The organism is Colwellia sp. 75C3 (assembly GCF_002836255.1).
Lineage (GTDB): Bacteria > Pseudomonadota > Gammaproteobacteria > Enterobacterales > Alteromonadaceae > Colwellia.
The window spans coordinates 133,893-159,113 of the sequence record NZ_PJAU01000031.1; the positions used below are offsets into that span (position 1 = coordinate 133,893).

Consider the following 25,221-nt stretch of genomic DNA (forward strand, 5'->3'; position numbering starts at 1 on the left):
CTATAATTCCTATAACCCTTTTCAAAATCAGAGTGCTATATTTCAGTTGGTATTAATATCACTACATTATAGCGTCGAAATAGCTAAAGTACTCTGGAGGCTGAATTTTTGAGCTATCATGGGTACATACAAAAGAGTTCTTTTGTTAAAGATTTAGACATATTTACTAATTGGGTGCATTATAATATCCATGCTTTACTAAAGATAATCATTGAGAAATTGTCATGAGCAATAAAGGGTTACGAACTACAGAGCAATGGATTGACCTTATCGCTAATAGTGAATTACCTGCTATTACTTCTACCGCTAGAATGCTAGATACCTTTTCTAATGATGATAAGTCATCGTTAGCCAAGTTAAGTGAAGCCATTTTACATGACCAAGGGCTGTCTTCATGCTTGCTTAAAGTCGCTAATAATATCCAGCATCTTAGTGTTAATAAAGTCACCACAGTCTCACGTGCTACGGTAGTTCTAGGTACTCAAACGGTTAAAAATATTTGCTTAACGTCAAAGTTAGTCTCTAGCTTATTAGCGTCGAAGAATCTTGATTTGAATGTTTATGAGCATTTAACTCAACTTATGGCTAATTCATTTTATGCCGGTATGTTAGCTAAAATGATGGTGCCTAATTATAGCGATGAAATGCAAGAAGAACTTTACCTTGCTGCTATGTTGTACCGGATAGGTGAAACCGCTTTTTGGAGCGCGGGTGGTGATGTCGCTAAAAAATTGGCAAGTTATGAGGCGAAATCGACAAAAGATTTTAATCAATACTGTCAGCAAGAAATGGGTATAAGCTTTAATGAATTAAGTAAAGGTCTTGCGGGAAATTGGGGATTGAGTGATCTATTAATCAAAGCGCTGGACCAACCGACTACGCGCACCAACGAAGTGAAAATAATCTACTTTGCTGATAGGCTCAGCAGTATTATTGCAAAGCCAGAGGGAAGCGAATTAGACTATCGTCGTTTATTAGCAGACATTGCCAAAATCATGAATATTACGGTTAGGCAACTCATGGTAAGAATCGATCATACGCGAGAGCAAGCAGATGAATTGCTTTCATCATACAGTGCAGAAATATTAACTGAGCGTATTAATAGTTTACCTACCAGCAAAGATTTTTCCGTTGAGATCGAACCTGTGGACACGCCAGAGTCTGAAAATAGAGATAAATCTTTACTAAAAAGTTTTATGAAGCTCACTAAACTGATGCAACATAGCAAAGATTTTAATGAATATTTTCAGTTAGCATTGGAAGATATAGCTAATATATTCACGTTTGATCGCAGCTCATTTTTAATGCTAGTTGATGATAGAGCAAGGGTTAAGTCACGGTTAGTCGTTGATAAAAATGCACGAGACGATGACAAAAAAATCAATATTGATATTAAGCAGGTTGATAATGTAATTGGCAGGGTGCTTAACTCGGACACCTCTGTTCTGATTAATGATCAGCAAGATGTGCGTTGGTGTCATTTAATCACTGAAGAGATTAGTGATCTCATTGATGGTGGCACGGTAGCTTTTATTCCGGTGAAAATAGGGCGTAAAGCGATAGGTTTGATATGTATACAGCGATTGACAGGTAATGAAAAAATACCTAAAGAAGACTTCCAACAAGTTTGCAGCTTTATAGACCATCTTAATATGTGTCTCACTATGATCCGATATAACCAATAAATCGACTTCACCTGCTACTAGTGATAAAAGCAAAGAGCTATTTCAATTAGTTTCTCGTTTCATTAACTCTTCTGATAAACTAGTGATAATTTTTTAGTTCAATGCCTAAAGCGCCAATAATTTTAATGACACAATCTAACACTTTTTCTGCCCGCTTTATTTTAGATAAAGCTCATTACACTGAATGCTATACGCAATCTAGCACTTTGACTCACGATAAAAAAACATACTTCAAAGCTAATGTTTTAACTGTATTTGGTTTGATAATTTTGTTTGCTACGCCAGTAAACCCTTATGCTGCTTGGTTCGTTATTGCTTTAGGGATACTTGAATCAATTAGTGTTTATTATCATAAGCCTTGGTGGGTGATTAGGCAGATGCTTAGTAAAGCCTCCAACAGTGAAGTAAAACTGACTATTGATGAACAGGGTATATTGACTGAATCATTTCATATAAACAGTCGAATTTTGTGGCCTGATGTGACGCTAGTCACTGAAACCAATTTAGGTTTTGTTATTTCCTTTAGCTTGGGTAAAAGCGTTACCGGTAAAGATATTGCCAGTAAAAGTTATATATCTAAAGCATGTTTACCTGATGAAGCTAGCGCTTTTATTATGAGTAAAAACCCCATTATTGCTTAGAGTAACTCAGTTAAATTGAAGTAGATAAGTTGAAATAGCTAAGTTGAAGTTAAGTACCTATGTCTAAAGAATCATTTATGCGCTTATCAAACCCTAAGTTTATAGTGCTGTTTTTAGTATTATGGACCGGCTTACTTTTGAGCTCGAGCTATGCTTTAGCTGAATTAGCCGATTATCGTTTATTCACCTTCTTAGGGACTATAGGTGCTATTTTTGCCAACTCAACCGGAGCTGGCGGTGGCGTGGTATTTATTCCCATGTTTACTCAGCTTAACTTTACTGAACAACAATCCATTGCTACAAGTTTTGCTATTCAATGCTTTGGTATGACTGCGGGTGCTGTCACATGGTGGCATCATTATAAAACTGAAAAAACAGAGTTACGTTTATGGCAAGGCTTTAAACGCATTATTTGTGTGACGACTATTGCTTCGATAATAGGTCTTAATGCGGTGTTTATTTATCAGGTTAATTCTCCTGCTGCTTTACCTCTTAGTTTTAGTTGGTTTTCATTGCTGTTAGGGTTTTTCATCATCTTAACTATCTATTTATTACAACCTCATCGTGAGCGTAGTCAGCTATATTATGTTGATTATATAGCTATGGTGCTTATAGGTTTATTTGGTGGTGCCGTTACTGCGTGGTTAAGTGTTGGTGTTGGCGAGCTCTTAGTTATATATTTATTGTTACGCCATTTTGACATTAGTATGGCGGTAGCCGCAGCGGTAATCGTTTCCGCCATCACAGTGTGGACGGCAATCGCACAAGTTAATAGTGATGTTTATTGGCAAGTTGTTTTATTTGCAGGTCCAGGGGCTGTATTGGGCGGGCTATTCGCTAAAACCGTTGTCACGCATTTATCGGCCACTAAGTTGAAGTTGTTTTTTGCTTGTTGGTTGCTGTTAAGTGGTGCTGTGGGGTTAAGTTAAAAGATAATGATCTAAAATATTTCTTAATGAGAGTTATTCTCAAAAACCTTGACAGCCTTTGCTGTCCTTGTACAATCCGCTCACTGTATTTTATTGAGACACGACTTATGTTTAAAAAACTGTTTATCACCTTGTTTGTTGCTATCTTTTTTACAACAAGTTTTATCGCTAATGCTAGTGAGGAAGTGAACGTTTATTCATACCGACAACCTTTCCTTGTTGAACCTTTATTTAGCCAATTCACCGAAAACACCGGTATTAAAGTTAATGTGGTTTTCGCTAAAAAGGGGATGGCTGAACGTTTAGCGCGTGAAGGTAAATATAGTCCTGCGGATATCTTACTCACCACAGATATAAGTCGCTTGATTGAATTACGCGATAAGGATTTAGTACAACCAGTTAACTCTTCAATATTAAGTAATTCAATTCCTAAACAATACCAAGCACAAGACAATACTTGGTTTGCTTTAACTACGCGGGTTCGTAATATTTATTCAGCGAAACGTTTAGGGAAACTGGATTTAAATTATGAAGATCTAGCGGATGAAAAATATAAAGGCCGTATTTGTACGCGCAGTGGTAAACACCCATACAATGTTGCTTTAGTTGCTTCTATGATCAGTGAGCATGGCGAGACATACACATTAGATTGGTTGAAAAAAGTTAAGAATAATTTAGCGCGCAAACCTCAGGGTAGTGATCGTGGCCAAGTACAAGCGATTCATCAAAAACTGTGTGATATTTCTTTAGGTAATAGCTACTACTTTGGCAAAATGCTAAAAGATGAAAAGCAAAAGACTTGGGCTGATGAAGTGTATATTAATTTTCCTAACCAAAAAAATCGCGGTGCCCATATTAATATCTCAGGCGTTGCTATGGCTAAATATGCCCCTAACGCAAAAAATGCTCAAGCGTTAATGGAATTTTTAGTCTCTAAGCCTGCGCAAGCGTTATACGCACAAACAAATATGGAATACCCTGTTCGAGAGGGCGTTGCAGTATCTAAGCTCGTTGCTTCTTGGGGAAGTTATAAAGCAGATGCTTTACCGTTAGAAGATATTGCTAAAAACCGTAAAACAGCATTGAAGCTATTAGATCAAGCACAGTTTGATTTGTGATAGCACTGTATAACAGCAGATCATGGAAGTTATCTAGCTATTTAATTGCACTGGTATTGATAGTGCCTGTGTTGGTTATGCTAGTCGGTGGCGTTAGTGCTTCAACGCAGCTGTTTGTCCATTTATGGCAAACAGTGCTACCGAGTTATCTTGAAAATACTTTATTACTTGCCTTTTGGGTGGTGTTATTGGCGTTGTTTTTTGGCGTCTTTAGTGCCGCCATCATCACACAAACCAACATTGTTTTTAAGCAACAGTTGCGTTGGTTGTTACTCTTACCCTTAGCTATGCCTGCCTATTTAGTTGCTTACTTATATACTGATTTATTTGATTATGCTGGCCCAGTTCAGCGTGCTTTGAGAGGCTGGTTTGATTGGCAATCGCCAAATGATTATTGGTTTTTTGATATTCGTACCTTACCCGGTGCTGCTTTAATGCTGGCACTGGTGTTATTTCCCTATATTTATATGCTAACGCGTGGCGCTTTTGAACAACAAGATCAAAATTTAATTCGCGCGAGTCGATTACTCGGCTTAACCGCAAAACAAAGTTTCTTTAAAGTTGCTCTACCATTAGCAAGACCTGCTATCGCTGTTTCGGCGAGTCTTGTCTTGATGGAAACCTTAGCAGATTTTGCTACCGTACAATATTTTTCTGTTAATACCTTAACCACAGCAATTTATGATACTTGGCTTGGTTATGGCGATCTTGGTGCGGCTAATGCCTTAGCCAGTATTTTGATGTTATTAGTGTTGTTTGTGGTGTTAGCAGAGCAACGAAGCAGGGCAGGGTTACGTCATCAGAGCGCTAGACCTAACTTAAATAGAGAACTTATTCAGTTGTCTGTTAGCCAACAATTTATTGCCAGTATTTTTTGCTGGGCACTGGTCATTTTAGGTTTTTTATTACCGTTAACCTTGTTGATTATTATGGCGGTTCAATACAGTGATGTTGCACAGTTATCTGTTTTATTGTCTACCGGTGTCAATTCATTAAAGGTGTCAGTATTTGCGGCGACAATTGCGGTAGTTATTGCTTTATCATTAGGTTTATATCAGCGTTTACACAATGATAAATATCGTAAAATCCCACAATTGATATCTGGCTTTGGTTATGCGGTACCCGGAACTGTGCTAGCTATGGCTATGTTGTCAACTTTAGGTCCACTCGATCATTGGATCAACGGGGTTGCTGAATTTTTAGGGTTTAGCGCGCCAGGGCTAATTTTATCAGGTTCGCTGTTTGCTATTGTATTTGCGCTGGTAGTACGTTTTTCAGCGATAGCTAACGGCACCATTGCTAGTGGCATAAAACAAATACCCCAATCACTAGATTATGCTCCGGCAACGTTAGGCGTAAACCTGAAGGGGAGTTTAGCCAAGGTACATCTACCTATTTTAACACCAGCAATACTGGTGGCATGGTTATTAGTTTTTGTTGAAGCAATGAAAGAATTACCCGCAGTATTACTATTGCGCCCCTTTAATTTTGAAACGTTAAGTAGCCAAATTTATCAGTTGATTTCTGATGAAATGTTAGAGCAAGGTGCCTTGGGCGCTATCCTCATTGTATTGTTCGGCTTATTGCCTATAGTGCTACTGAATAAGAGTAAGGAAAAAGCATGACCACGTTGTTAACTACCCAGTCAGCCACCGATTTACCTGCCGAGTCTAATGCTCAGCTAACTATCCAAAAACTTTCTGTAGTACTGCAAGATAAAGTGATTTTATCTGCCTTGGATTTAAGTCTTAATGAAGGCGATATTTTAGGGCTCGTTGGCGCTAGTGGTTGCGGTAAAACAACCTTGCTTAATGCTATCGCTGGTTTTAGTAAACCAACGAAAGGAAAGATAGTTGTTGATGGTCATTTACTCAGTAGTAATGGACTGAGTGATGGCGAGCATTGTGTACCGGCAGAGCAACGTCAAGTCGGTATGATTTTCCAAGACTATGCGTTATTCCCTCATTTAACAGTAAAAGAGAATATTGCTTTTGGCATAAGTAAACTAAGCAAAATAGAGCAACTTGAACAAATTGAGCAGTTACTCATTATATTAAAGCTAACCGATCACAGCGACAGTTATATTCATCAGCTTTCTGGTGGCCAGCAGCAACGTGTAGCTATTGCGAGAGCGTTAGCACCGAAGCCTAAATTACTATTACTTGATGAACCTTTTTCAAATATTGATGCCCGCCTTAGAAATGAATTGATGGTAGAAATCAGGCAGTTGTTAAAGCAGTTTAAGACGACGGCTATTTTTGTAACTCATAACAAAGATGAAGTATTCACCTTTGCTGATAAAATGGCAGTGATGGCACAAGGTAGGTTATTACAATTTGATGCGCCTAGTATTATTTGCCAACAACCTAATAGTTATCAAGTAGCTGATTTTTTACAGCTTGGCAGTTGGCTTCCTTGCCAAGTCAATGCAGCAGGTGCGCAGAGCTTGTTAGGCAAGCTTGATATAGATAATCGAAGTGATAAGAAAGACAGCTTAGTGTATTTACTGGTCAAGCCCGCTAATTTGTTACTTAATATTTTAGATGACGAAAATACGAATGCTAAAGCCAATGCACAAGTTGAATATATTAGTGTAACCGAGCAAGGTTATCACTATTACCTTAGTAGTCTCGATGACGCCGCTACGGATAAGTCTATGGCATTTGATAAGCTGAGTTTATACAGCGATATCGCGCTATCATTAAAGCAACAAGTGGCGGTAAGTATTAAGCCGCATGATTTTTTATTTTTCAATAACAATCATTAATCTTTTAATAATCCCGGCCTGTTGCAAGGTGTTACAGTTCCATTACAAGCTATTACAGTCTCTTCACGACTTTACTTTTATAATTTAATCATTAGATAAAATTATAAAAGTCGTTTAATTTTAAGGAGACTGTCATGGCATCAAGTATTGAGCTTGTTGAAAATACACAACCACTTGAAACTAACAATGATAATCAATTACAGCAAAAATTACTGTTGATTGAGAATGATCATTACCTCAGTAAAGCCTTTTTTATTAATGGTGATAAATCAGAGTACCAAACTACAAAAATAAGCACAGGTGAAGTCCTAACTCAGGAATTGAATAGTTACTTAGTAGACAACCGACCAAATATGATTGTGTTAGATATCGGCTTTGCTGATAGCGCACAGCTTTTAATTATACGTGATGTTCGCGCCTTATTTGATGGTCTACTTGTTATCGTATCAAATTCGGATAGTGAACAAGAACATATGGATGCATTTAAGCTAGGAGCCGATGACTATGTAGTTAAACCTATCGATAGTCGAATCTTAATGATGCGAGTTAAGGCGTTGTTTCGTCGTCAAAACAATAAAGTAAATCAAGTTGAATTAGCTAGCTTGACGGTGGGGGAGGTTTGTTTACAACCTAAATCACAAAAGTGCTTTATTAATGGTGATATGGTGAAACTAACCACCTTCGAATTTAATTTACTGAAGTCACTCATTGAACATCAAGGAAAGATTTTGTCTCGAGACCAGCTTTATAACACCCTACTAAAACGGGTATATAATGGTGTGGAACGAACACTTGATGTAAGAATGTCTCAATTACGTGAGAAACTGACTGTAGCAGGTATGAAGCATAACCAGATAGAAACAGTTTGGGGCCAAGGTTATATGTTTAGCAATACTACCGCCTAGCTCCATTGCTAAATACAGTTATTGTACGCGAAACAGTCTAAAATATTAGGCTCTCAGTGCATGATTTTATCATGCACGCCCTTTTATTATGATAAATAGATAATAGCTTTACCTTATTATTTGTTTTTCTGTATACTCGCCCATAATCTTTTTTTAGCTACCAATGCTGGAGCTTTCTTTGCTAGCTGTAATACGCGTTTTTTTAATGACCTTGGCGCTGGTCATCATTTGCACCATTTCTGTTTTTTATTCAATATTGCGTCCTTTTCACCGTAATAATGTTTATCACACAGCGAGATTTCTAGGGAAAGTCCCTAAACTTCTTGGTATTGATGTAGAGGTGAGAATTCCTGAATCGGTTAAAGATATTGGTCCTGTTGTCTATATGGCAAATCATCAGAACAGCTATGATCTTTTCACTCATGCTAATGCTGTATTACCTGGTACGGTGAGTGTCGGGAAAAAAAGCTTAAAGTGGATCCCGTTTTTCGGACAAATGTATTGGTTATCAGGCAATATTCTGATTGATCGTAAAAACACTAGTAAAGCAATGAATACCATTGAATTAACGGCAGATAAAATAAAGAAAGATAAACTTTCTATCTGGATGTTTCCAGAAGGTACCCGTAGCCGAGGTAAAGGTCTGTTACCATTAAAAACAGGTGCTTTTCGAACAGCTATTCAAGCAAATGTACCGATTGTACCTATTTGTGCCAGTAACCAAGTTGGTACTATCAACTTAAACCGTTGGGATAATGGTAAAATTATTATCGAATTTCTAGACCCGATTCAGCTTAATGATTCAAGCCGCGAAAACTTACGCTCAGTAGTAAATGAAGTCCATGGATTAATGTCTGATAAAATAGAAAAATTATCAGTTGAAGCAGCGGCTTATCATAACAAATAACATATAAATAGGTAATAAAGATGATTGATGAAGAATTACAAGAATGGTTTGCCCATACCGAGATGTTAATTGCTGAGTTGCTTGGTGATGGCACTAATGAAGAAGTTTATCACACCATAGAGCATCACTTTGCCAGCAGTGATTTTGATGTATTAGAAAAAGCGGCTATTGCAGCATTTAAACTTGGTTTTGAGATTGAAGAGCCAGAAGAAGCTGAATTAGAAAATGGCGATAAAGTTTTTGCTTTTGATATTGCAACAGAACAAATGTTGGATGTGGACTTGATCAAAAAAGAAACTCAAGCTATGTTTGAACTGGCAAAAAAATGTGGCGTTGACTATGATGGTTGGGGTACGTACTTTGAAGAATAGCGTTAAGGGTTAGGAAAATACTCTAAGGCTTGAACACTTGTACAAAATATTTTAAAATGTGCAACATAACTAGCCAGTTTTTTAAACTGGCTTGCTGGTGATAAGATACACTAGCTGATATTTGAAATTATTAATATCTTAAATACTAAGGAAAGTAAACCATGGAATGGCTTAGCAGAACACTATCACAAGAACCTACCGTACTAGCTCTCTCAATCACTTTAGTTGTCACTATCTTTGTCTTTGCGGCAAGAAAAGCGCACTTAAACCATTTAGCTAAAATGAAAAAGATAGACGATTCTTTTAATATTAAGTAATATTTGAAGGTGAAAGCCCTACTAAATTCAACTTTCTTTATAAGTTGCTATCAGCCAGTTTAAATCTCTTCACTGATGTAAGATTAGTAGAATTGGTATGATTTAGCTTCATATACATGAAACTGAAGCAGTGAGAACTCACTGCTATAGACAGAATTTTAAGCTTCCTGTTAACCTAACGTTTTATTCCTCAGCAACTAATTACACTGCGCACTTGAGTCTCTCACAATAAGTTTTGGTACATATTGGCTAATGGTCACTTGATTTTTTTGCTTGCGAACTTGGCTTAATAGTAAATTTGCCGCATCTTCAGCTATTTGACCATTGGGTTGATCTGCAGTCGTCAGCTTTGGCCAAGTTTGTCGAGAGAAAGGGCTGTTTTCAAAACCGACAATAGATAGTTGTTCTGGTATCGATATATTCATTAATCGTGCTGCAAATAATGCCCCAGCTGCGATCTCATCGTTACAAGAGAAAATGGCGGTAGGGCGAGTATTATTACCCTCTGTAGACATCAACTGTTTTGCACCACTGACCCCTGAATCAAAAGAGTAATCCCCCTCTATAATGAGCGACTTATTAAAGTCAATGTTACTTGCCTTCAATGCTTTTCTATAACCTTTATAGCGTTCAATAGTCGACATATGTTTTGCATCACCGGCAATAAAAGCAATATCTTTATGCCCTAAGTCAATAAGATGCTGAGTAATAGTTTGCGCAGCTTCTCTATCGTTGACCATAACACAGGGACTAAGCTCATCAGGAGCAACGTCACCAGACATAATTCGCACCACCTTAACATCGAGGTCGACTAACGATTTCACAAATTCAGGCATTTCAGATAAAGGTGGGGTTAAAATTAAGCCAGCAATACGTGCATGCTTAACCATGTTTACCACCTCTTCAGTAATGTTTTCATTTTTTGCATCACAAGGGTGGATCAATAACTCAAAACCTTGCTTTTTACAGGCTGATAATATCCCTTCTTGCATATCAATGATGTAATAAGCGTTTGGGTTATCGTAAATATAAGCAACAGAGAATGATTTTGCACCAGCTAAGTTACGTGCTGATAAGTTAGGTTGATAATTTAGTTCATCTACCGCGAGTTGTACTTTTTCTCTTGTTAATTGACGTACTGAAGTTTCATTGTTAATAACACGTGAAACAGTTTTTATTGATACGCCAGCTTGTTTTGCTACGTCATTTATAGTCGCTTTCATCTGCAGGTAACCTTGTGCTTATTATTATATATCACTGGTTGAACCAGGAGTCTTGTTATTATTACACGGCTGTTCTGTAGTAATCTACTGGCATTTACAGTATTATTTAAGGTATTAACAATTGACAGCGCTGTCATTTTTTTATAGGGTACCATGAAATTTTCACAGGTCATAATGGTTAAATCGAGCAAATACTCAACTTAACTATCGTGATGAAGTCGATAATTGTGTCTAAACCACCTTATAGGAATTAGTATGTCATCGCGTCAAACACTAGCTAGCTGGAAAAAGCTTCAGCAACTTGCCCAAGATAAAAAATCGCAACACATGAATGATTTGTTTGCGCAAGACGATGAGCGTTTCAATAAGTTCTCGATAGAATTGCCAAACATGCTGCTCGATTACTCTAAAAACCTAATAGACAGCGAAACATTAGATGCATTATTAGCCTTGGCTGAAGAGACAAAGGTTTGTGATTGGCGAGCTAAAATGTTTGCTGGTGAGAAAATTAACAAAACAGAAGACCGCGCAGTATTGCATACCGCTTTGCGTCGTCAAAGTGATGAGCCACTTATTATTGATGGTGAAAATGTCACTGACCATGTTCAAAATCAGCTCGCTGAAATGGAAGTTTTTGTTAATAAAGTACGCCAAGGACATTGGTTAGGCTACTCAGGCAAACGTATTACCGATATAGTTAACATTGGTGTCGGTGGTTCAAATCTTGGTCCTCAAATGGTCACGGAAGCTTTAAAACACTATAGCGACGGCAGCGTTAATGTTCATTACGTATCTAACGTTGATGGCGCGCAAATTGCTGATGTACTGCGCCCATTAGAGCCTGAAAAAGTACTGTTTATTGTTTCAAGTAAAACCTTTACTACCACAGAAACTATGACGAATGCGCGTACCGCTATTAATTGGCTAACGAGTGCTTCTTTTAATGAGAACTCAGTTGCGAAACACTTTGTTGCCGTAACAGCCAATAAAGAAAATGCTATGAGCTTCGGTATCGAAGAACAAAATATTTTTGATATGTGGGATTGGGTTGGTGGTCGTTTTTCTTTATGGTCAGCAATTGGTCTTGCGGTAGCGCTTGATCTAGGCTTCGATAAGTTTGAAGAGTTACTTAGCGGTGCACATGACATGGATCAGCACTTTATCAGCGCTCCGTTAAAAGAGAATTTCCCAGCCATTCTTGCATTGATTAGTGTTTGGAATACCACTTTCCTTGGATCACAATCACAAGCTATTTTACCTTACGATCAGACATTACATATGCTAACGGCATATTTACAACAAGCTGAAATGGAAAGTAATGGTAAGTCGGTTAGTTGGGATGGCGATGAAATTGATTATGCTACCGTACCTTCTATTTGGGGCGAGTTAGGTATTAATGGTCAACATGCCTTTTACCAATACCTGCATCAAAGTAACAATGTAGTGCCTGCTGACTTTATCGGCTCAGTTAAAAGTGTTACACCAGTGAAAGGGCATCATGAAACTTTGATGGCTAACTTCTTTGCGCAAACACAAGCACTGATGGTTGGTGTTAATGAAGATCAGGTACGTGCAGATTTAAAAGCCAAAGGTCGCGATGCAGATTACATCGATAAAGTTGCGCCACATAAAGTACATAAAGGTAATAGACCCACTAATACCATTTTATTGAAGTGTATTAACCCTAGAAATTTAGGTAGTTTAATTGCGGCTTATGAACATAAGATATTTGTTCAAGGTATTATCTTACAGATATGTTCTTTTGATCAATGGGGGGTTGAGCTTGGTAAAGGTCTTGCCGCTGAGATACAAAATGAACTACAAACTGATAATATTTCTGAGCAGCATGATTGTTCAACGTCAAGTTTGCTTAAGTTTTACCAATTAGCAAAATAACATTTCAATCAGTTTCAACTAGTTAATCCACAATAGTACCGCTAAGGGCTATAAAGCTTAGCTAGAACAAACAAAATTACTAAAAGCTAATGCTATTAATATGGCCTTAGCTTTTTTTTATCTGTAGATCAAATAACACAGCATAATAATTATCAAACATCCCCTCTCTATTGAAATGATTTATTATTCCAAAAAATGGTATAAAAATTCATAAATCAGTATTTCGTGTCTTCTTTTTATACAAAAAGTGATAACTATTTAGTTAGTTAACAGTTTAGTAACAAATAAATATAAACAATAAACCCTTTAAATTCAGTGGTCTTGTTATTTTTTGTAATCATTTCGTGTTTTTTGGTTAATTTATTCTGGTCAAACGTAATAATACACGGTATGGTTTATCAAGTCTTATGACAGCGTTGTCATTAAATATTGACAGCGCTGTCGTAAACTAAATAAATTATTTTAAGCTAAAAAAATAATATTCTAACGAAGCTAAAATAATAACATTCTAAAAACAAAACGTGTGTAAGGGAAAGTCGATGTCAACTAAAACATTTAAAAAAGGCGTATTAGCTAGTTCAATTGCTATGATCTTAGCTGGTGTATCATCACAAGCTATTGCTGCTGAAGAAGCGGCAGTTAATAAAGACGACGTAGAAGTCATTCAAGTAACTGGTATTCGAGGTAGCTTAAAAGCTAACGTAAATGCTAAACGATTTGCTGATGGCGTTGTTGATGTAATTAGCTCAGAAGATATTGGTAAATTTCCAGATAAAAACGTTGCTGATTCTTTAGCACGTATTCCTGGTGTTACTATTCAACGTCAATTCGGTGAAGGCTCTTCAGTATCAATTCGTGGTGCTGGTGCAGAATTTACTAAAACAACTTTAAATGGTCAAAACGTTGCATCTACTGGCTGGTTTGTACTTGAACCTGCAAAACGTAGTTTCAACTATGAATTACTTCCTTCAGAAATCGTAGGTGATTTAGAAGTTTATAAAACATCACAAGCTGATCTTATCGAAGGTGGTGTTGGTGGTACGGTTGTTGTTAATACACGTACGCCTCTAGAATTAGACGCTAACAGCGCTTATGCTTCTGTTGAAGCGCAATACTCAGATGATTCAGAGTCAGTTGATCCTCAAATTTCTGCTATGTATAGCTGGAAAAATGAAGATGAAAACTTTGGTGTAATGGTTTCTGGTGTAATGCAAGAACGTGAATTACAGCGTCAAGGTAATGAAGCTTTTTGGCAGTGGGGCGCGGGTCCTGTTGCATTTGAACAAGAACGTAAACGTCAAGCGCTAACTGTCGCTTTAGAATATGCACCTACAGATAATTTATCTTTCGTATTGAATGCGATGGATATGAAAATGGAAGCAGACAACACTAACTACGCCTTATGGATGACTCAAGGTGATTGTGGTTGGGGTGGTGCACAATGTGACACTGGTAGAGGTGAAACTACTCAGTGGATTGATCGCGGTACAGTAAATTCGGATGGTAATGGCGTACCAGCGGCAGGTCCTTTATATACTGGTTTTTATCAGGCTCGTCCTCGTGAAGCTACGATGAATTCAGACTTAATTGATTTACAAACCACGTATGAAGGTGATTCATTCACATTAGAAGTACAATTTGGTAGTACTACATCTACGGGTGGTACTGATTTTGAAATGGTACTTGAAGATGGTAATGGTGGTACGCCAGTTAATGGTGGTACATACGATTTTACTGGTGGTCAGCAAACTTGGGATATTCCTAATGGCATTGCTGGTCAATCAATGGCTGAGTATGATCCCGGCTCATTCGCTATGGGGACAGGCTCTAACTTTAATGCTACGCCTAAAACAGATGAAGAAACATACTTACAAGCTGATTTTGAATATGAACTTGATGGTGACTTTATAACAAGTATTAAAACTGGTTTCCGTTACGGTGATCACAATACTACTTCTCGTCGTTTTGAGTTTGACCAAGATGCTGGTTTTGATAATATGCTTTCTACGTCAGGTCTAAGAACAGGTACTATTAATGTAGGTGACGGAAATTATCAAATATCTGATTTTGATATTGATGCTTTTAAAGATATTGCAAAAGCTAGCATCACAGGCAAAACTGAAGACCTAGGTTCTTATAGAGAACTTGACGAAACCAATACAGCGCTTTATTTAATGGCAAACTATAATACCGATAGCGGCTTCCGTGGTAATTTTGGTGTACGTTATGTTATGACTGATGCTACCTCTACTTATTACCAAAATGGCGTTAAAAATAGCACTGATGGTGATTATGCTGAAATATTACCAAGTGCTAACTTAGCATATAACCTTACTGATGATGTTATTATCCGTGCAGCAGCTGCTCGTACAATGGCTCGTCCTCAGTATAACGATATGTATGTTAACCCTAATGTTTTAGGTGCTAATGATAACTTAGATAACAACCAATTCTGGGTTGTTGGTAACGTAGACTTAGACCCTTTCATGGCTGACCAATTTGAAATTGGTGTTGAATGGTACTTCAATGAAAGTTCATTATTAGGCGCAACAGTGTTTATGAAGGATGTTGCTAACTTTGTTAGTATTACAGAGTATCAATCAACTACAGCTAACTTACCTGGTGGTCCTTTTCCTGGTGACCTTCGCCCTGAAGAAGATGCGGCTGGTTGGACAGTACAAGAGAAACAAAACTCTAAAGAAGGTGAAGTATTTGGTCTTGAATTACAATACCAACAAGACTTTGATAACGGTTTTGGTTTAATGGCTAACTACACTTATACGGATACTAGCACTGATACAGATACTTTCAGTGATAATAACCCTTATTTGAGTGATAGTTCAGACCATGTAATGAATGCTTCAGGTTTCTATGAAAATGAAGACTTCTCTGTACGTATATCTTATAACTACCGTTCTGAGTACATGCTTCGTGAAGAAGGTTCTTATGGCAACCGTTTACATGATTCATTTGGTACTTTAGACCTTGGCGCTGTTTACCATATGAATGATAATGTTGACTTTAAACTTGACGTTGTTAATTTAACAGGCTCTGGTTCGGAACAGACAGGTAATAACCAGTTTGATGATTCAAATGGTTTTGCTCAAGGCTTCCCATTATTTTCTTATGAAATGGCTACTCGTATCAATGCGGGTGTAAGCTTCAGATTCTAAGCTTATAGTTATTATAAATAGTGTTTAAAAAAGGGGAGTAATACTCCCCTTTTTTTTTGCTCAAAATTTAAGAGAGATCTATTCGAAAAAGGCTGGAAAATATCAGCATAATCTCATATAACTAATTATAAAAAACAACCTCAAGGATATTTAAATGACTTCTGCAATCCAAGCCGTAAATTATGCTAGCCATAGTAAAATAAAAATTAAATCTAGTGCTAACTATCAGCATGCTAAAAGTCAGCAAGTAGTACCGCTTATTATTCATGAGTTTTCACGTGCAAGTGCTGAAATGCCAATTGTATTTGTTAAGAATGGTCAAACAGGTGAGCTTCAATCTGTTGCTTTACTCGGCTTAACCGTTAATGAAAACCTCTTTTACAGTGAAGATAAATGGTTAGCGAACTACCTTCCTGCTTTGATTACGCATCACCCATTTGCTTTATTGCCAAGCCAAAATGATGAGAGTCAGCTTCAGGTTGTCATTAAGGAAGACAGTCACCTTGTTTCAAATGAAGAAGGGGATGCACTTTTTGATGATAAAGGTAATGAAACACAATATATGGAGAAGCGTAAAAGCGCTTTGGGCCATTATTATGAAAATAGTCAAACTACCAAAGCTTTTATGGACTTGTTGGTCGAAAAGTCATTGCTAAGTGAGCAAAATTTAACGATGAAATTAAATGATGAAAATATTTCGATTAATGGTGTGTATTTAGTTGATGAGAAAGCATTAAAAGCTTTACCTGATGAGGACTTTCTAATCCTTCGTCAAAGAGGTTACTTAGCGCCTATTTATAATCACTTAAGCTCTTTGCATCAGTTAAGTCGTTTAGCTAGGTTAAAAAGCGAAGTGTAAATAACATTATAGGTAGTGGGAGGACGTATGGTCTCAGAACAAGTTAAATCTATTGCAATTGTTGGCGGTGGCTCATCTGGTTGGATGACAGCTTTATATTTAAATAAACTTTATAATCATAGCCAAGCTACTGTTGCAATCACTTTGATTGAAAGTCCTGAAATCCCCACTGTTGGTGTTGGTGAAGCAACAGTGCATAGCATCCGAAGTTACTTTGCTGCTATGGGATTAGATGAAAAAGAGCTACTGCAAGCGACTAATGGCACATTGAAAACAGGCATTATGTTTCGTAACTGGATGAAGCCTAATGAAGATGGTTCCACGCATGAGTATTTTCACTCCTTTGACCAACAAAATATTGCGCGAAGCATAGATATATCATCAGCTTGGTTTCTAAGTAAAGGTTATAACAAGCAACGTTTTGATGAGGCCACCTCGATATCGCCACATTTGATTAAAGACAAGTTGTCACCAAAGCATGCTAATTCTCGACCTTATGAAGGTGTTGTGCCTTACGGTTACCATCTAGATGCGATTAAAATGGCCGCGTTTATGGCTAAAAAAGGTGTTGCTGCCGGTATTACTCACGTAAAAGCTGTGGTCGATGATGTTGAAGTTGAAGGTGAAAACATTGTACGCGTTCGCACAAGTAAAGGCAGCTTTACCGCAGATTTATTTATAGATTGTACTGGGTTCAAAGGCTTATTAATCAACTCAGTTAAAGAGAGAAAAGACAACTGGCAGTCTTTTGAAGATGCACTGCCTTGTAATAAAGCGGTTGCAGTACAACTTGCTTACAGTGACGATCAAGAGCCTAAACCTTATACAGAGGCTACCGCTTTAAGTAATGGCTGGGCTTGGCAGATAGACTTAATGAACCGTCGAGGTACCGGGTATGTTTATGATGGAAATCGTTTAAGCAAAGACGAAGCAGAAACAGAGTTGCTTAATTACCTTAACGAAGGTAATGGACGTGAAAAAGAAGTACTACGGACTGTACATCTTGATATGAACATAGGCTGTTTGAAAGAATTCTGGGTCGGTAACTGTCTTGCTCTTGGTTTATCCGGAGGGTTTATTGAGCCATTAGAGTCAACAGGGTTACACCTTGTTAATACGAGTGCTCGCTTATTAGGAACTCATTTGACCGGGACAAATACAGCACAAGCTGTGCGTGATTCTTATAATAAAATAATGAATAGTACCTACCAAGATCTGAAACACTTCATCGTGTTACATTACTGTTTAACCGATAGGGATGACACTGAATTTTGGCGTGAGGTAGGTGAAACCGTTCAATATTGTGATGGATTAAAGCAGAAACTTGCTACTTGGCAGCACAAGGTTTGTGAGTTTATGGATATTGGGGGAGGTTATACTACGATGTTTTCTGATAGTAATTATCGCTCAGTTTTATATGGTATGAAACACTATCCACAACTAAATCTCGCTGTGGATAAAGATGAAAATAACAAGATGTTTCATGAATTTGACAATCGAGTTACCCACGTAAGTAATATTGTTATGCCTTATCGAGATTATTTGAAAAACCTGCATAAGCCCCAGAAGCTTTAACCTTTCAGTGGAGTAATTTTCATGTCGCAAACAAATGTAATTCAAAAAATTGTTATCGTTGGTGGCGGTACAGCTGGCTGGCTAGCAGCGAATCATTTAGCAAAAAACTTGATTACCAATTCAGTCAATAGCATCGAAATAACCTTAGTTGAATCAGCTAATATACCTACCATTGGTGTAGGGGAGGGTACTGTGCCCATGATGCGTCAATCTTTACAGCATCTAGGAATTAGTGAGACTGAATTTATTCTCGAATGTGATGCCACTTTTAAACAGGGGATTAAATTTGTAGATTGGACCACTAACCCTGTTGCGGGTAAACCTGCCTATTACCATCATATCTTTGATTATCCTAAAACTAGTGAGTTAGATTTAACGGCTTACTGGCTGAAAAATATGAAAGGCTCAGGTATAAGTTATGTTGATGCATTATCCATTCAAGGAAAAATTTGTGATGCTGGTTTAGCACCTAAAATGATTACCACACCTGAGTTTCAAGGTGCCACCTCTTATGGTTATCATTTAGATGCCAATAAGTTTTCAGCACTACTTGCTAAGAATGCAGTTAAGAAGTTAGGTGTTACACATATTCAAGCCGATGTTGTAAGTGTTTTACAGCATGAAAATGGTGAGATTAGTTCTTTGGTTATCGCTAATGGAGAGAATATTCAGGGAGACTTTTTTGTTGATTGTACTGGTTTTAAGTCTTTATTATTAGGTGAGAAACTCAAGGTTCCTTTTAAAGATAAAAGCGGCACACTCTTTGTTGATCATGCCGTTGCTATTCAAGTTCCTTATGAACAAGCAGATGCCCCAATTGCATCACATACAATTTCTACAGCACTCACTTCTGGCTGGGTTTGGGATATAGGGCTGAAAGAGCGACGTGGTATTGGGCATGTTTATTCTTCGAGTCATACCTCACATGAACAAGCGGAACAAGATCTAAGGGCGTATATTGGTCCTATATCTGACGGTGTTGATAGTCGTCTAATTCCAATGAAGATAGGCTATAGGGAAAAGTTCTGGCATAAAAACTGTGTCGCATTAGGCTTGTCTCAAGGCTTTGTCGAGCCCCTTGAAGCCACGGGTTTATTAGTCTTTGATGCAACAGCTAAAATGCTAGCCGAGCAGTTCCCGAGCAGTAAACTCGATATGCCACTTATTGCGAAACAATTTAATGAACGGGTTGCCCTTAGTTGGGATAATGTCATCGATTTTGTAAAAGCACACTATTGTCTATCTAAACGTGATGACAGTCAGTTTTGGTTAGATAACCGAGCAAATGATAGTATCCCTGATTCTCTACAAGAGCGATTGGAACGATGGAAGTATCAGCCACCAAGTCCCTATGATTTTTCCAATAAATTTGGCGTTTTTAATTTAGAAAATTATCAATATATTTTGTACGGGATGGACTTTGACACCAATCTAACTCATTTTCAGCATCGACTAAGCCAAGATGAGCTAGCAAGTAAGGTCTTTGCGGATATTAGTAACCATTCTGATTTAGCATTAAATAAACTTCCAAAGCATCGTGAGCTTATTGATAAAATTTATCAATATGGATTACAAAAAATTTAATCAAATAATAAGTAATGATTAATACTCAGCTGTTAATCATTATTTTCCACTTTAAGCCATAAAACTTTATATGTATCTATTAAGTTACCGTATAAATATCCAGTTAAATTGAATTGAATGCACACTGACAACTAAATGTGTGCGATCTTGTTACCAGATTGATGTTTTGTGTGTTTAATTTTGACAGCGCTGTCAAAATTAAGGATAGTTAAGCTAATATAAATTTTTAAAGCAGAACAGTCTTTATCATATAAAGCTGTATAAGGTCCTTTAACATGTACATTAAGAAGATGAATAAAAAAATGTTGGCGCTTACCATTGCCGCTAGCTTATCATTACTCGGTTGTGACAAAGCCCCTAAACCAGCCGTTGATACTGGCGAGAAGATTAACCTGCAAGCAATATATTCAGTTACGCAAAGTGACATAAATAAAATTGCTGAAAACTTAGTGGTTAACTATCGCGTCGTTACTAATATTCCTACTGATAAGTGCGACGGTAAAGTTGCTGATGGCGCCTGTTTTGAAGTGGAGTTAACTTTTACCGCTAAACAAGCTATTGCAGCAAAAGACTGGACTATTCACTTTAGTCAAATTGCGCCTATACAATCTTTTGAAAGCGATGATTTTAGCGTAAAACACCTCAATGGCGATTTACATCTAATTAGTTTAAAGGATACTTTTTCTGGTTTTGCTCCAGGTGAACAAAAAACGTTAAACTTCCGCGCTATGTTTTGGTCATTAGCTGAATCAGATGTTATGCCTAACTATATTGTTAGTGCACCCGGTTTAGAAGCACGAGTCATTGAAAGTACCAAACCATATATCGATAAAGAATCGGGTTTAGAAGTCTTGCCACACGTTGAAACGTTTACTGATACTAATACTCAGTTTAAACGTAGTGCAGCAGATAAAACTCAATGGCTAACCAGTGAAAAACTTTATCAGCGTAATGCCGTGCTTGTTGAAGATAAGTTAGCTGTTATTCAAGCCATTATCCCAACACCTACTTCTGTTAGCATCGATGCAAACGCCGGCTTTGTTGATATTAGTCATGGTATTGCTGTTTCATTAGGCAATGTTAAACACACAGAGGTCGATGCCGCTATTTCACGTTTAGCTGAACTAGGTGTGAAACAGAGCGCTAAAGGGCTACCTTTGCGTTTAAGTATTGTAAGTAATAACGATAAAATAATTGGTAGTTATAGTTTAGCGGTAACAGACAAAGAAATTACCATCGTAGGTGTTGACGGTAATGGCGTATTCAATGGTTTACAATCATTAGCAAGCTTAGTAACTGTCGGGGAGTCTCGACTACCCATGTTAGCGGTTGATGATGAACCTCACTTCGCCTTTCGAGGAATGTTAGTTGATGTTGCCCGTAATTTTCATTCGAAGGACTTTATTTTAAAACTGCTTGATCAAATGGCAGCATACAAATTAAATAAATTACATTTACACCTGGGAGATGATGAAGGTTGGCGTTTAGAAATTCCAAGCTTGCCAGAATTAACCGATATTGGTGCAAAACGCTGCTTTGATATAACAGAAGACAATTGTTTAATGCCGCAGTTAGGCGCAGGTGCTGATGAAAACTCATCGGTAAGTGGCTATTACAGCGTAAGTGATTACCAAGAAATTTTACAAGCCGCTACCGCGCGTCATATTCAAGTGATCCCATCACTTGATATGCCAGGTCATTCACGATCGTCAATAAAAGCAATGACTGCTCGTTATAAAAAATTCATGGCGTTAGAAGATGAAGCAAAAGCTAAGCAATTCTTGTTAGAAGATTTTGATGATAAAACTAATTATTCCTCAGTGCAGTTTTATGGTGATAACACCATCAATGCCTGTTTAGAGTCTTCTTATGATTTTGTTATTGAAGTGATGACACAAGTTAAGAAAATTCATGCTGATGCAGGCCAACCGCTTACTCGTTATCATATTGGCGCAGATGAAACGGCAGGTGCTTGGTTAGAATCTCCAGCTTGTAAAGCCTTTGTTGCAGATAATGACAAAGGTGTGACGAAAATGAGTGAGCTTGGTGCTTATTTCATTGAGCGTGTTGCTGGTATTTTATCAGAGCTTGATATTGAAACGGCTGGTTGGAGTGATGGTATGGAGCATACTCGTAAAGAGAATATGCCTGCTATCGTTCAAGCTAATGCTTGGGATGCTCTCTTTTGGGGTGGTCACGATAAAGTTCATCAGTTAGCAAACAGAGATTGGCAAGTTGTTATTTCTAGCCCTGATGTATTGTATTTTGATTTTCCTCATGAAGCGGATCCAAAAGAACATGGCTACTACTGGGCATCACGCCATACCAATACTGAAAAAGTCTTCCAGTTTATGCCGGATAACTTGCCTGTTCATGCTGAGTTTTGGTTAGATAGGCAAGATAACGCTTATGTAGCTGATGACACTAAAACACCATTAGCGCCAGGCCAAAAGTTCTTAGGCATCCAGGGGCAGTTGTGGAGCGAAAACGTTCGTACCGATGATATGGTTGAGCACAAAGTATTTCCACGCTTATTAGCACTTGCAGAGCGTGCATGGCATCAAGCTGATTGGGCCGTACCTTATAATTATAAAGGCGCAAAATATTCATCGCAAAGTAATACGTTTACTGCTGAATTAAAGGCTATGCGTGATAACCAATGGCAGTTATTTGCAAATACCTTAGGTCACAAAGAATTTGCTAAACTTGATTTAGCACAAATTGATTACCGTTTACCTACAGTTGGGGCGATTATCAAAGCTGGTAAATTACACGCTAATATCGCCTTCCCGGGCTTAACGATAGAGTATCAAGTAAACGGCGGAAACTGGCTTAATTATCAAGAGCCTATTGCAGTTTCAGGTGAGATAAGTATTAGAAGTCGTAGTACTAATGGCTTGAGAGCAAGTCGTATTACTCAGGTAAAGTAATCCAAGTAAAATAATTACTAAAACAACTGACTGATATTTTTCATTATTATCAGTCAGTTAAGTTACATTTAGTAACATTAATCAATAAAGCTGTATTTTTATTCAAGAAAAGAAATGACAACGCTGTCATTTCTAGCTAAGATGAAAAAACAAAAATTAATCGTATATGCAGTTAACATGGGGTTGGTATGCTGACAAGTAGTGACAAAAACAATGAATTATTTTTAGGTATTGATGGCGGTGGTAGTAAATGTAAAGCCATTATTATGAATAAAGATAATGAAATACTTGGTACAGGCATTTCAGGTCCAGGCAATCCGTTACATGGTTTTGAGCAAGCGACAAACTCTATTACTGAGTCGGCGAAATTAGCCCTTGAAGATGCTGGCTTAACTCACATAGAACTAAGTGAATTAGTCGCTGGCGTAGGCCTTGCAGGTGTTAATATACCGGTACTGTTTGATAAAATGGCTGATTGGCAACATCCTTTTAAAACAATTTATTTAGCTACCGATTTATTAATCGCTTGTCTAGGTGCTCATGATGGTGGCGATGGTGCTGTTATTATCAGTGGTACTGGCTCATGTGGCTTTGCTTGTGTTGAAGAGAAACACAGTATTGTTGGTGCTCATGGTTTTCCTCATGGTGATAAAGGTAGTGGCGCTTGGTTTGGCTTACAAGGTGTTAAGCAGGTTCTATTATCGCTTGATGGTTTAGTTCAACCAACATTAATGTCAGCTGTGCTTTTACAGAAGCTTAACTGCAACGATGATACCGATTTAGTTGAAGCCGTGGCGAGTCAAAAGGCAACATTCTATGCACAGCAGGCAAACCTAGTGTTTGATGCTGCAGAGCAGGGTGATCAAGTTGCCTTGGCTATTGTTGCTGAAGGTGCTGAGTACATTAATAGTATCGCGCGTACTTTAACGACAAAAAATCCACCACGTATTTCTATGCTTGGTGGCTTAACACCAAGATTAAAATCTTGGTTAGCAGATAACATCAAGGAAACCCTTGAAGAGCCAATACATGCGCCAGAAGTCGGCTCTGTTCTTTTCGCAAGACAGCAACAGGCTAAGCAGTCTGTACAGCAATCTGCGTAATAGCGGTATAATCTAGCTTTCCCATTGAACTTGATATTCTAGGACAACTAATGACACAAATACGCTTTCATGCTCAACGACTTTTTGACGGTCAAGCTTTCCTTGAAGATCAAGTGTTGACCATAGTTGACGGTAAAATTACCGATATTGACCAAGACACAAGCAAGGTCGATATTATTGCTACTGGCTTAGTTGTTCCTGGTTATATCGATTTACAAGTTAATGGCGGCGGTGGGGCATTGTTCAATGACTCACCTTCGGTTGATAACTTAAAAACAATCATGTCTGCTCATGCTAAATTTGGCACTACAGCGATGATGCCGACATTAATTACTGATAAATTTGAAATAATGCAGCAAGCTGCAGATGCTATTGCTCAAGCATTGTCAGAAGGTGTTCCTGGTATTGTCGGTATACACTTTGAAGGCCCTCATTTATCAGTTGCGAAGAAAGGCACCCATTGTGCCGACTATATCCGTGCTCTTTCAGATGATGAATGGCAGGTGCTTACACGAAAAGACATTGGCCAAGTTATTGTTACACTAGCCCCTGAGACTGTTAATGCCGAAGATATTACACGTATGGTTGAATTGGGCATTAAAGTTTGCTTAGGCCATACCAATGCCGATTATCAAACGGCTCAGCAGGCTATTGATGCAGGAGCTAGTGGTTTTACTCATCTGTTCAATGCTATGTCACCATTACAAGGGCGTGAGCCTGGTGTTGTTGGTGCGGCGCTTTTAAATAACAATACAAGTTGCGGTTTAATTGTTGATGGCTTCCATGTTGATTACGCTAGTTGTAAATTAGCGATTCAAGCTAAGCCGCAAGGTAAAATATTTTTAGTCACTGATGCAATGCCACCAGTGGGTACAGATCAAACCCAATTCGCTTTATACGATCGAACCGTTTATGTTGATAACGGCAAACTTACCTCGACAACAGGTGAGCTAGCTGGCTCTTCATTAGATATGGCTAGTGCAGTAAAAAATACTCATCAAGGATTAGGCATTGAGTTAGGCGAAGCAATTCGTATGGCAAGTTTATACCCAGCAGAATACTTATATCAAAATCAAGCAGTAATTCGTGGTGAACTGACTCAAGGAAAGCAAGCTGATATGGTCGTGTTAAATGATGATTTATCAGTAAAAGAGACCTGGATTGCAGGTGAAAAAGTTTAATCACACCCCAATAAATTTACGCAATAATTATAACAATAATGCAAGTTAACGAGGAAA

19 protein-coding genes are annotated in these 25,221 nt (G+C 37.9%); 18 read left to right on the forward strand and 1 reads right to left on the reverse strand.

Annotated features, from left to right (window positions below):
- The first annotated feature begins 224 nt into the window (after positions 1 to 224).
- The 10 genes from CXF85_RS00685 (at position 225) to CXF85_RS22925 (ending at position 9,640) form a co-directional block, all read left to right on the forward strand.
- A complete protein-coding gene (locus tag CXF85_RS00685; RefSeq protein ID WP_101226602.1) occupies positions 225 to 1,685 on the forward strand; it encodes an HDOD domain-containing protein in 1,461 nt (486 codons plus the stop codon).
- A gap of 125 nt (positions 1,686 to 1,810) precedes the next feature.
- On the forward strand, positions 1,811 to 2,326 hold the full coding sequence (locus tag CXF85_RS00690) for a hypothetical protein (protein ID WP_101226603.1): 516 nt from the start codon (positions 1,811 to 1,813) through the stop codon (positions 2,324 to 2,326).
- Between the two features lie 59 nt (positions 2,327 to 2,385).
- The gene (locus tag CXF85_RS00695) at positions 2,386 to 3,255 is read left to right on the forward strand and encodes a sulfite exporter TauE/SafE family protein (protein WP_101226604.1); all 870 of its coding nucleotides are present in this window, start codon (positions 2,386 to 2,388) and stop codon (positions 3,253 to 3,255) included.
- Positions 3,256 to 3,362: 107 nt separating this feature from the next.
- A complete protein-coding gene (locus tag CXF85_RS00700) occupies positions 3,363 to 4,373 on the forward strand; it encodes an extracellular solute-binding protein (protein WP_101226605.1) in 1,011 nt (336 codons plus the stop codon).
- The gene (locus tag CXF85_RS00705) at positions 4,370 to 5,998 is read left to right on the forward strand and encodes an ABC transporter permease (protein ID WP_101226606.1); all 1,629 of its coding nucleotides are present in this window, start codon (positions 4,370 to 4,372) and stop codon (positions 5,996 to 5,998) included. The genes CXF85_RS00700 and CXF85_RS00705 overlap by 4 nt, the downstream gene beginning before the upstream one ends.
- Positions 5,995 to 7,140, forward strand: coding sequence for an ABC transporter ATP-binding protein (locus CXF85_RS00710; protein ID WP_101226607.1), 1,146 nt, complete (start codon positions 5,995 to 5,997; stop codon positions 7,138 to 7,140). Before CXF85_RS00705 ends, CXF85_RS00710 begins: the two co-directional genes overlap by 4 nt.
- A 134-nt stretch (positions 7,141 to 7,274) precedes the next feature.
- Positions 7,275 to 8,045 carry a response regulator transcription factor gene (locus tag CXF85_RS00715; RefSeq protein WP_101226608.1) on the forward strand — a complete coding sequence of 257 codons (771 nt, stop codon included), beginning with the start codon at positions 7,275 to 7,277 and terminating at the stop codon, positions 8,043 to 8,045.
- Positions 8,046 to 8,223: 178 nt separating this feature from the next.
- The gene (locus CXF85_RS00720) at positions 8,224 to 8,952 is read left to right on the forward strand and encodes a 1-acylglycerol-3-phosphate O-acyltransferase (protein WP_101226609.1); all 729 of its coding nucleotides are present in this window, start codon (positions 8,224 to 8,226) and stop codon (positions 8,950 to 8,952) included.
- Positions 8,953 to 8,972: 20 nt separating this feature from the next.
- Positions 8,973 to 9,323 carry a ribonuclease E inhibitor RraB gene (rraB, locus tag CXF85_RS00725; protein ID WP_101226610.1) on the forward strand — a complete coding sequence of 117 codons (351 nt, stop codon included), beginning with the start codon at positions 8,973 to 8,975 and terminating at the stop codon, positions 9,321 to 9,323.
- Positions 9,324 to 9,484: 161 nt separating this feature from the next.
- On the forward strand, positions 9,485 to 9,640 hold the full coding sequence (locus tag CXF85_RS22925) for a hypothetical protein (protein ID WP_198555435.1): 156 nt from the start codon (positions 9,485 to 9,487) through the stop codon (positions 9,638 to 9,640).
- Between the two features lie 197 nt (positions 9,641 to 9,837).
- On the opposite strand, the gene CXF85_RS00730 is transcribed toward CXF85_RS22925, so the two are convergent.
- Complete coding sequence (locus CXF85_RS00730; protein ID WP_101226611.1) at positions 9,838 to 10,863, reverse strand: LacI family DNA-binding transcriptional regulator; 1,026 nt, start codon at positions 10,861 to 10,863, stop codon at positions 9,838 to 9,840.
- Between the two features lie 255 nt (positions 10,864 to 11,118).
- On the opposite strand from CXF85_RS00730, the gene pgi reads away from it, so the two are divergent.
- The 8 genes from pgi (at position 11,119) to nagA (ending at position 25,164) form a co-directional block, all read left to right on the forward strand.
- A complete protein-coding gene (gene pgi, locus CXF85_RS00735) occupies positions 11,119 to 12,759 on the forward strand; it encodes a glucose-6-phosphate isomerase (protein WP_101226612.1) in 1,641 nt (546 codons plus the stop codon).
- Positions 12,760 to 13,298: 539 nt separating this feature from the next.
- Positions 13,299 to 15,932 (forward strand): TonB-dependent receptor, encoded by a 2,634-nt coding sequence (locus CXF85_RS00740; RefSeq protein ID WP_101226613.1) that lies wholly within the window; start codon positions 13,299 to 13,301, stop codon positions 15,930 to 15,932.
- Between the two features lie 154 nt (positions 15,933 to 16,086).
- Positions 16,087 to 16,791 carry a SapC family protein gene (locus tag CXF85_RS00745; RefSeq protein WP_101226614.1) on the forward strand — a complete coding sequence of 235 codons (705 nt, stop codon included), beginning with the start codon at positions 16,087 to 16,089 and terminating at the stop codon, positions 16,789 to 16,791.
- 27 nt (positions 16,792 to 16,818) lie between these two features.
- On the forward strand, positions 16,819 to 18,366 hold the full coding sequence (locus CXF85_RS00750; protein ID WP_101226615.1) for a tryptophan halogenase family protein: 1,548 nt from the start codon (positions 16,819 to 16,821) through the stop codon (positions 18,364 to 18,366).
- Between the two features lie 21 nt (positions 18,367 to 18,387).
- Positions 18,388 to 19,950, forward strand: a complete 1,563-nt coding sequence (locus tag CXF85_RS00755) for a tryptophan halogenase family protein (RefSeq protein WP_101226616.1) — start codon at positions 18,388 to 18,390, stop codon at positions 19,948 to 19,950.
- A 290-nt stretch (positions 19,951 to 20,240) separates the two neighbouring features.
- Positions 20,241 to 22,880, forward strand: a complete 2,640-nt coding sequence (locus CXF85_RS00760; RefSeq protein ID WP_101226844.1) for a family 20 glycosylhydrolase — start codon at positions 20,241 to 20,243, stop codon at positions 22,878 to 22,880.
- A gap of 188 nt (positions 22,881 to 23,068) precedes the next feature.
- Positions 23,069 to 23,983 carry an N-acetylglucosamine kinase gene (gene nagK / locus CXF85_RS00765; RefSeq protein WP_101226617.1) on the forward strand — a complete coding sequence of 305 codons (915 nt, stop codon included), beginning with the start codon at positions 23,069 to 23,071 and terminating at the stop codon, positions 23,981 to 23,983.
- A gap of 50 nt (positions 23,984 to 24,033) precedes the next feature.
- Positions 24,034 to 25,164: an N-acetylglucosamine-6-phosphate deacetylase gene (nagA, locus tag CXF85_RS00770; RefSeq protein WP_101226618.1), complete on the forward strand. Its 1,131-nt coding sequence runs from the start codon at positions 24,034 to 24,036 to the stop codon at positions 25,162 to 25,164.
- Positions 25,165 to 25,221: the final 57 nt, after the last annotated feature.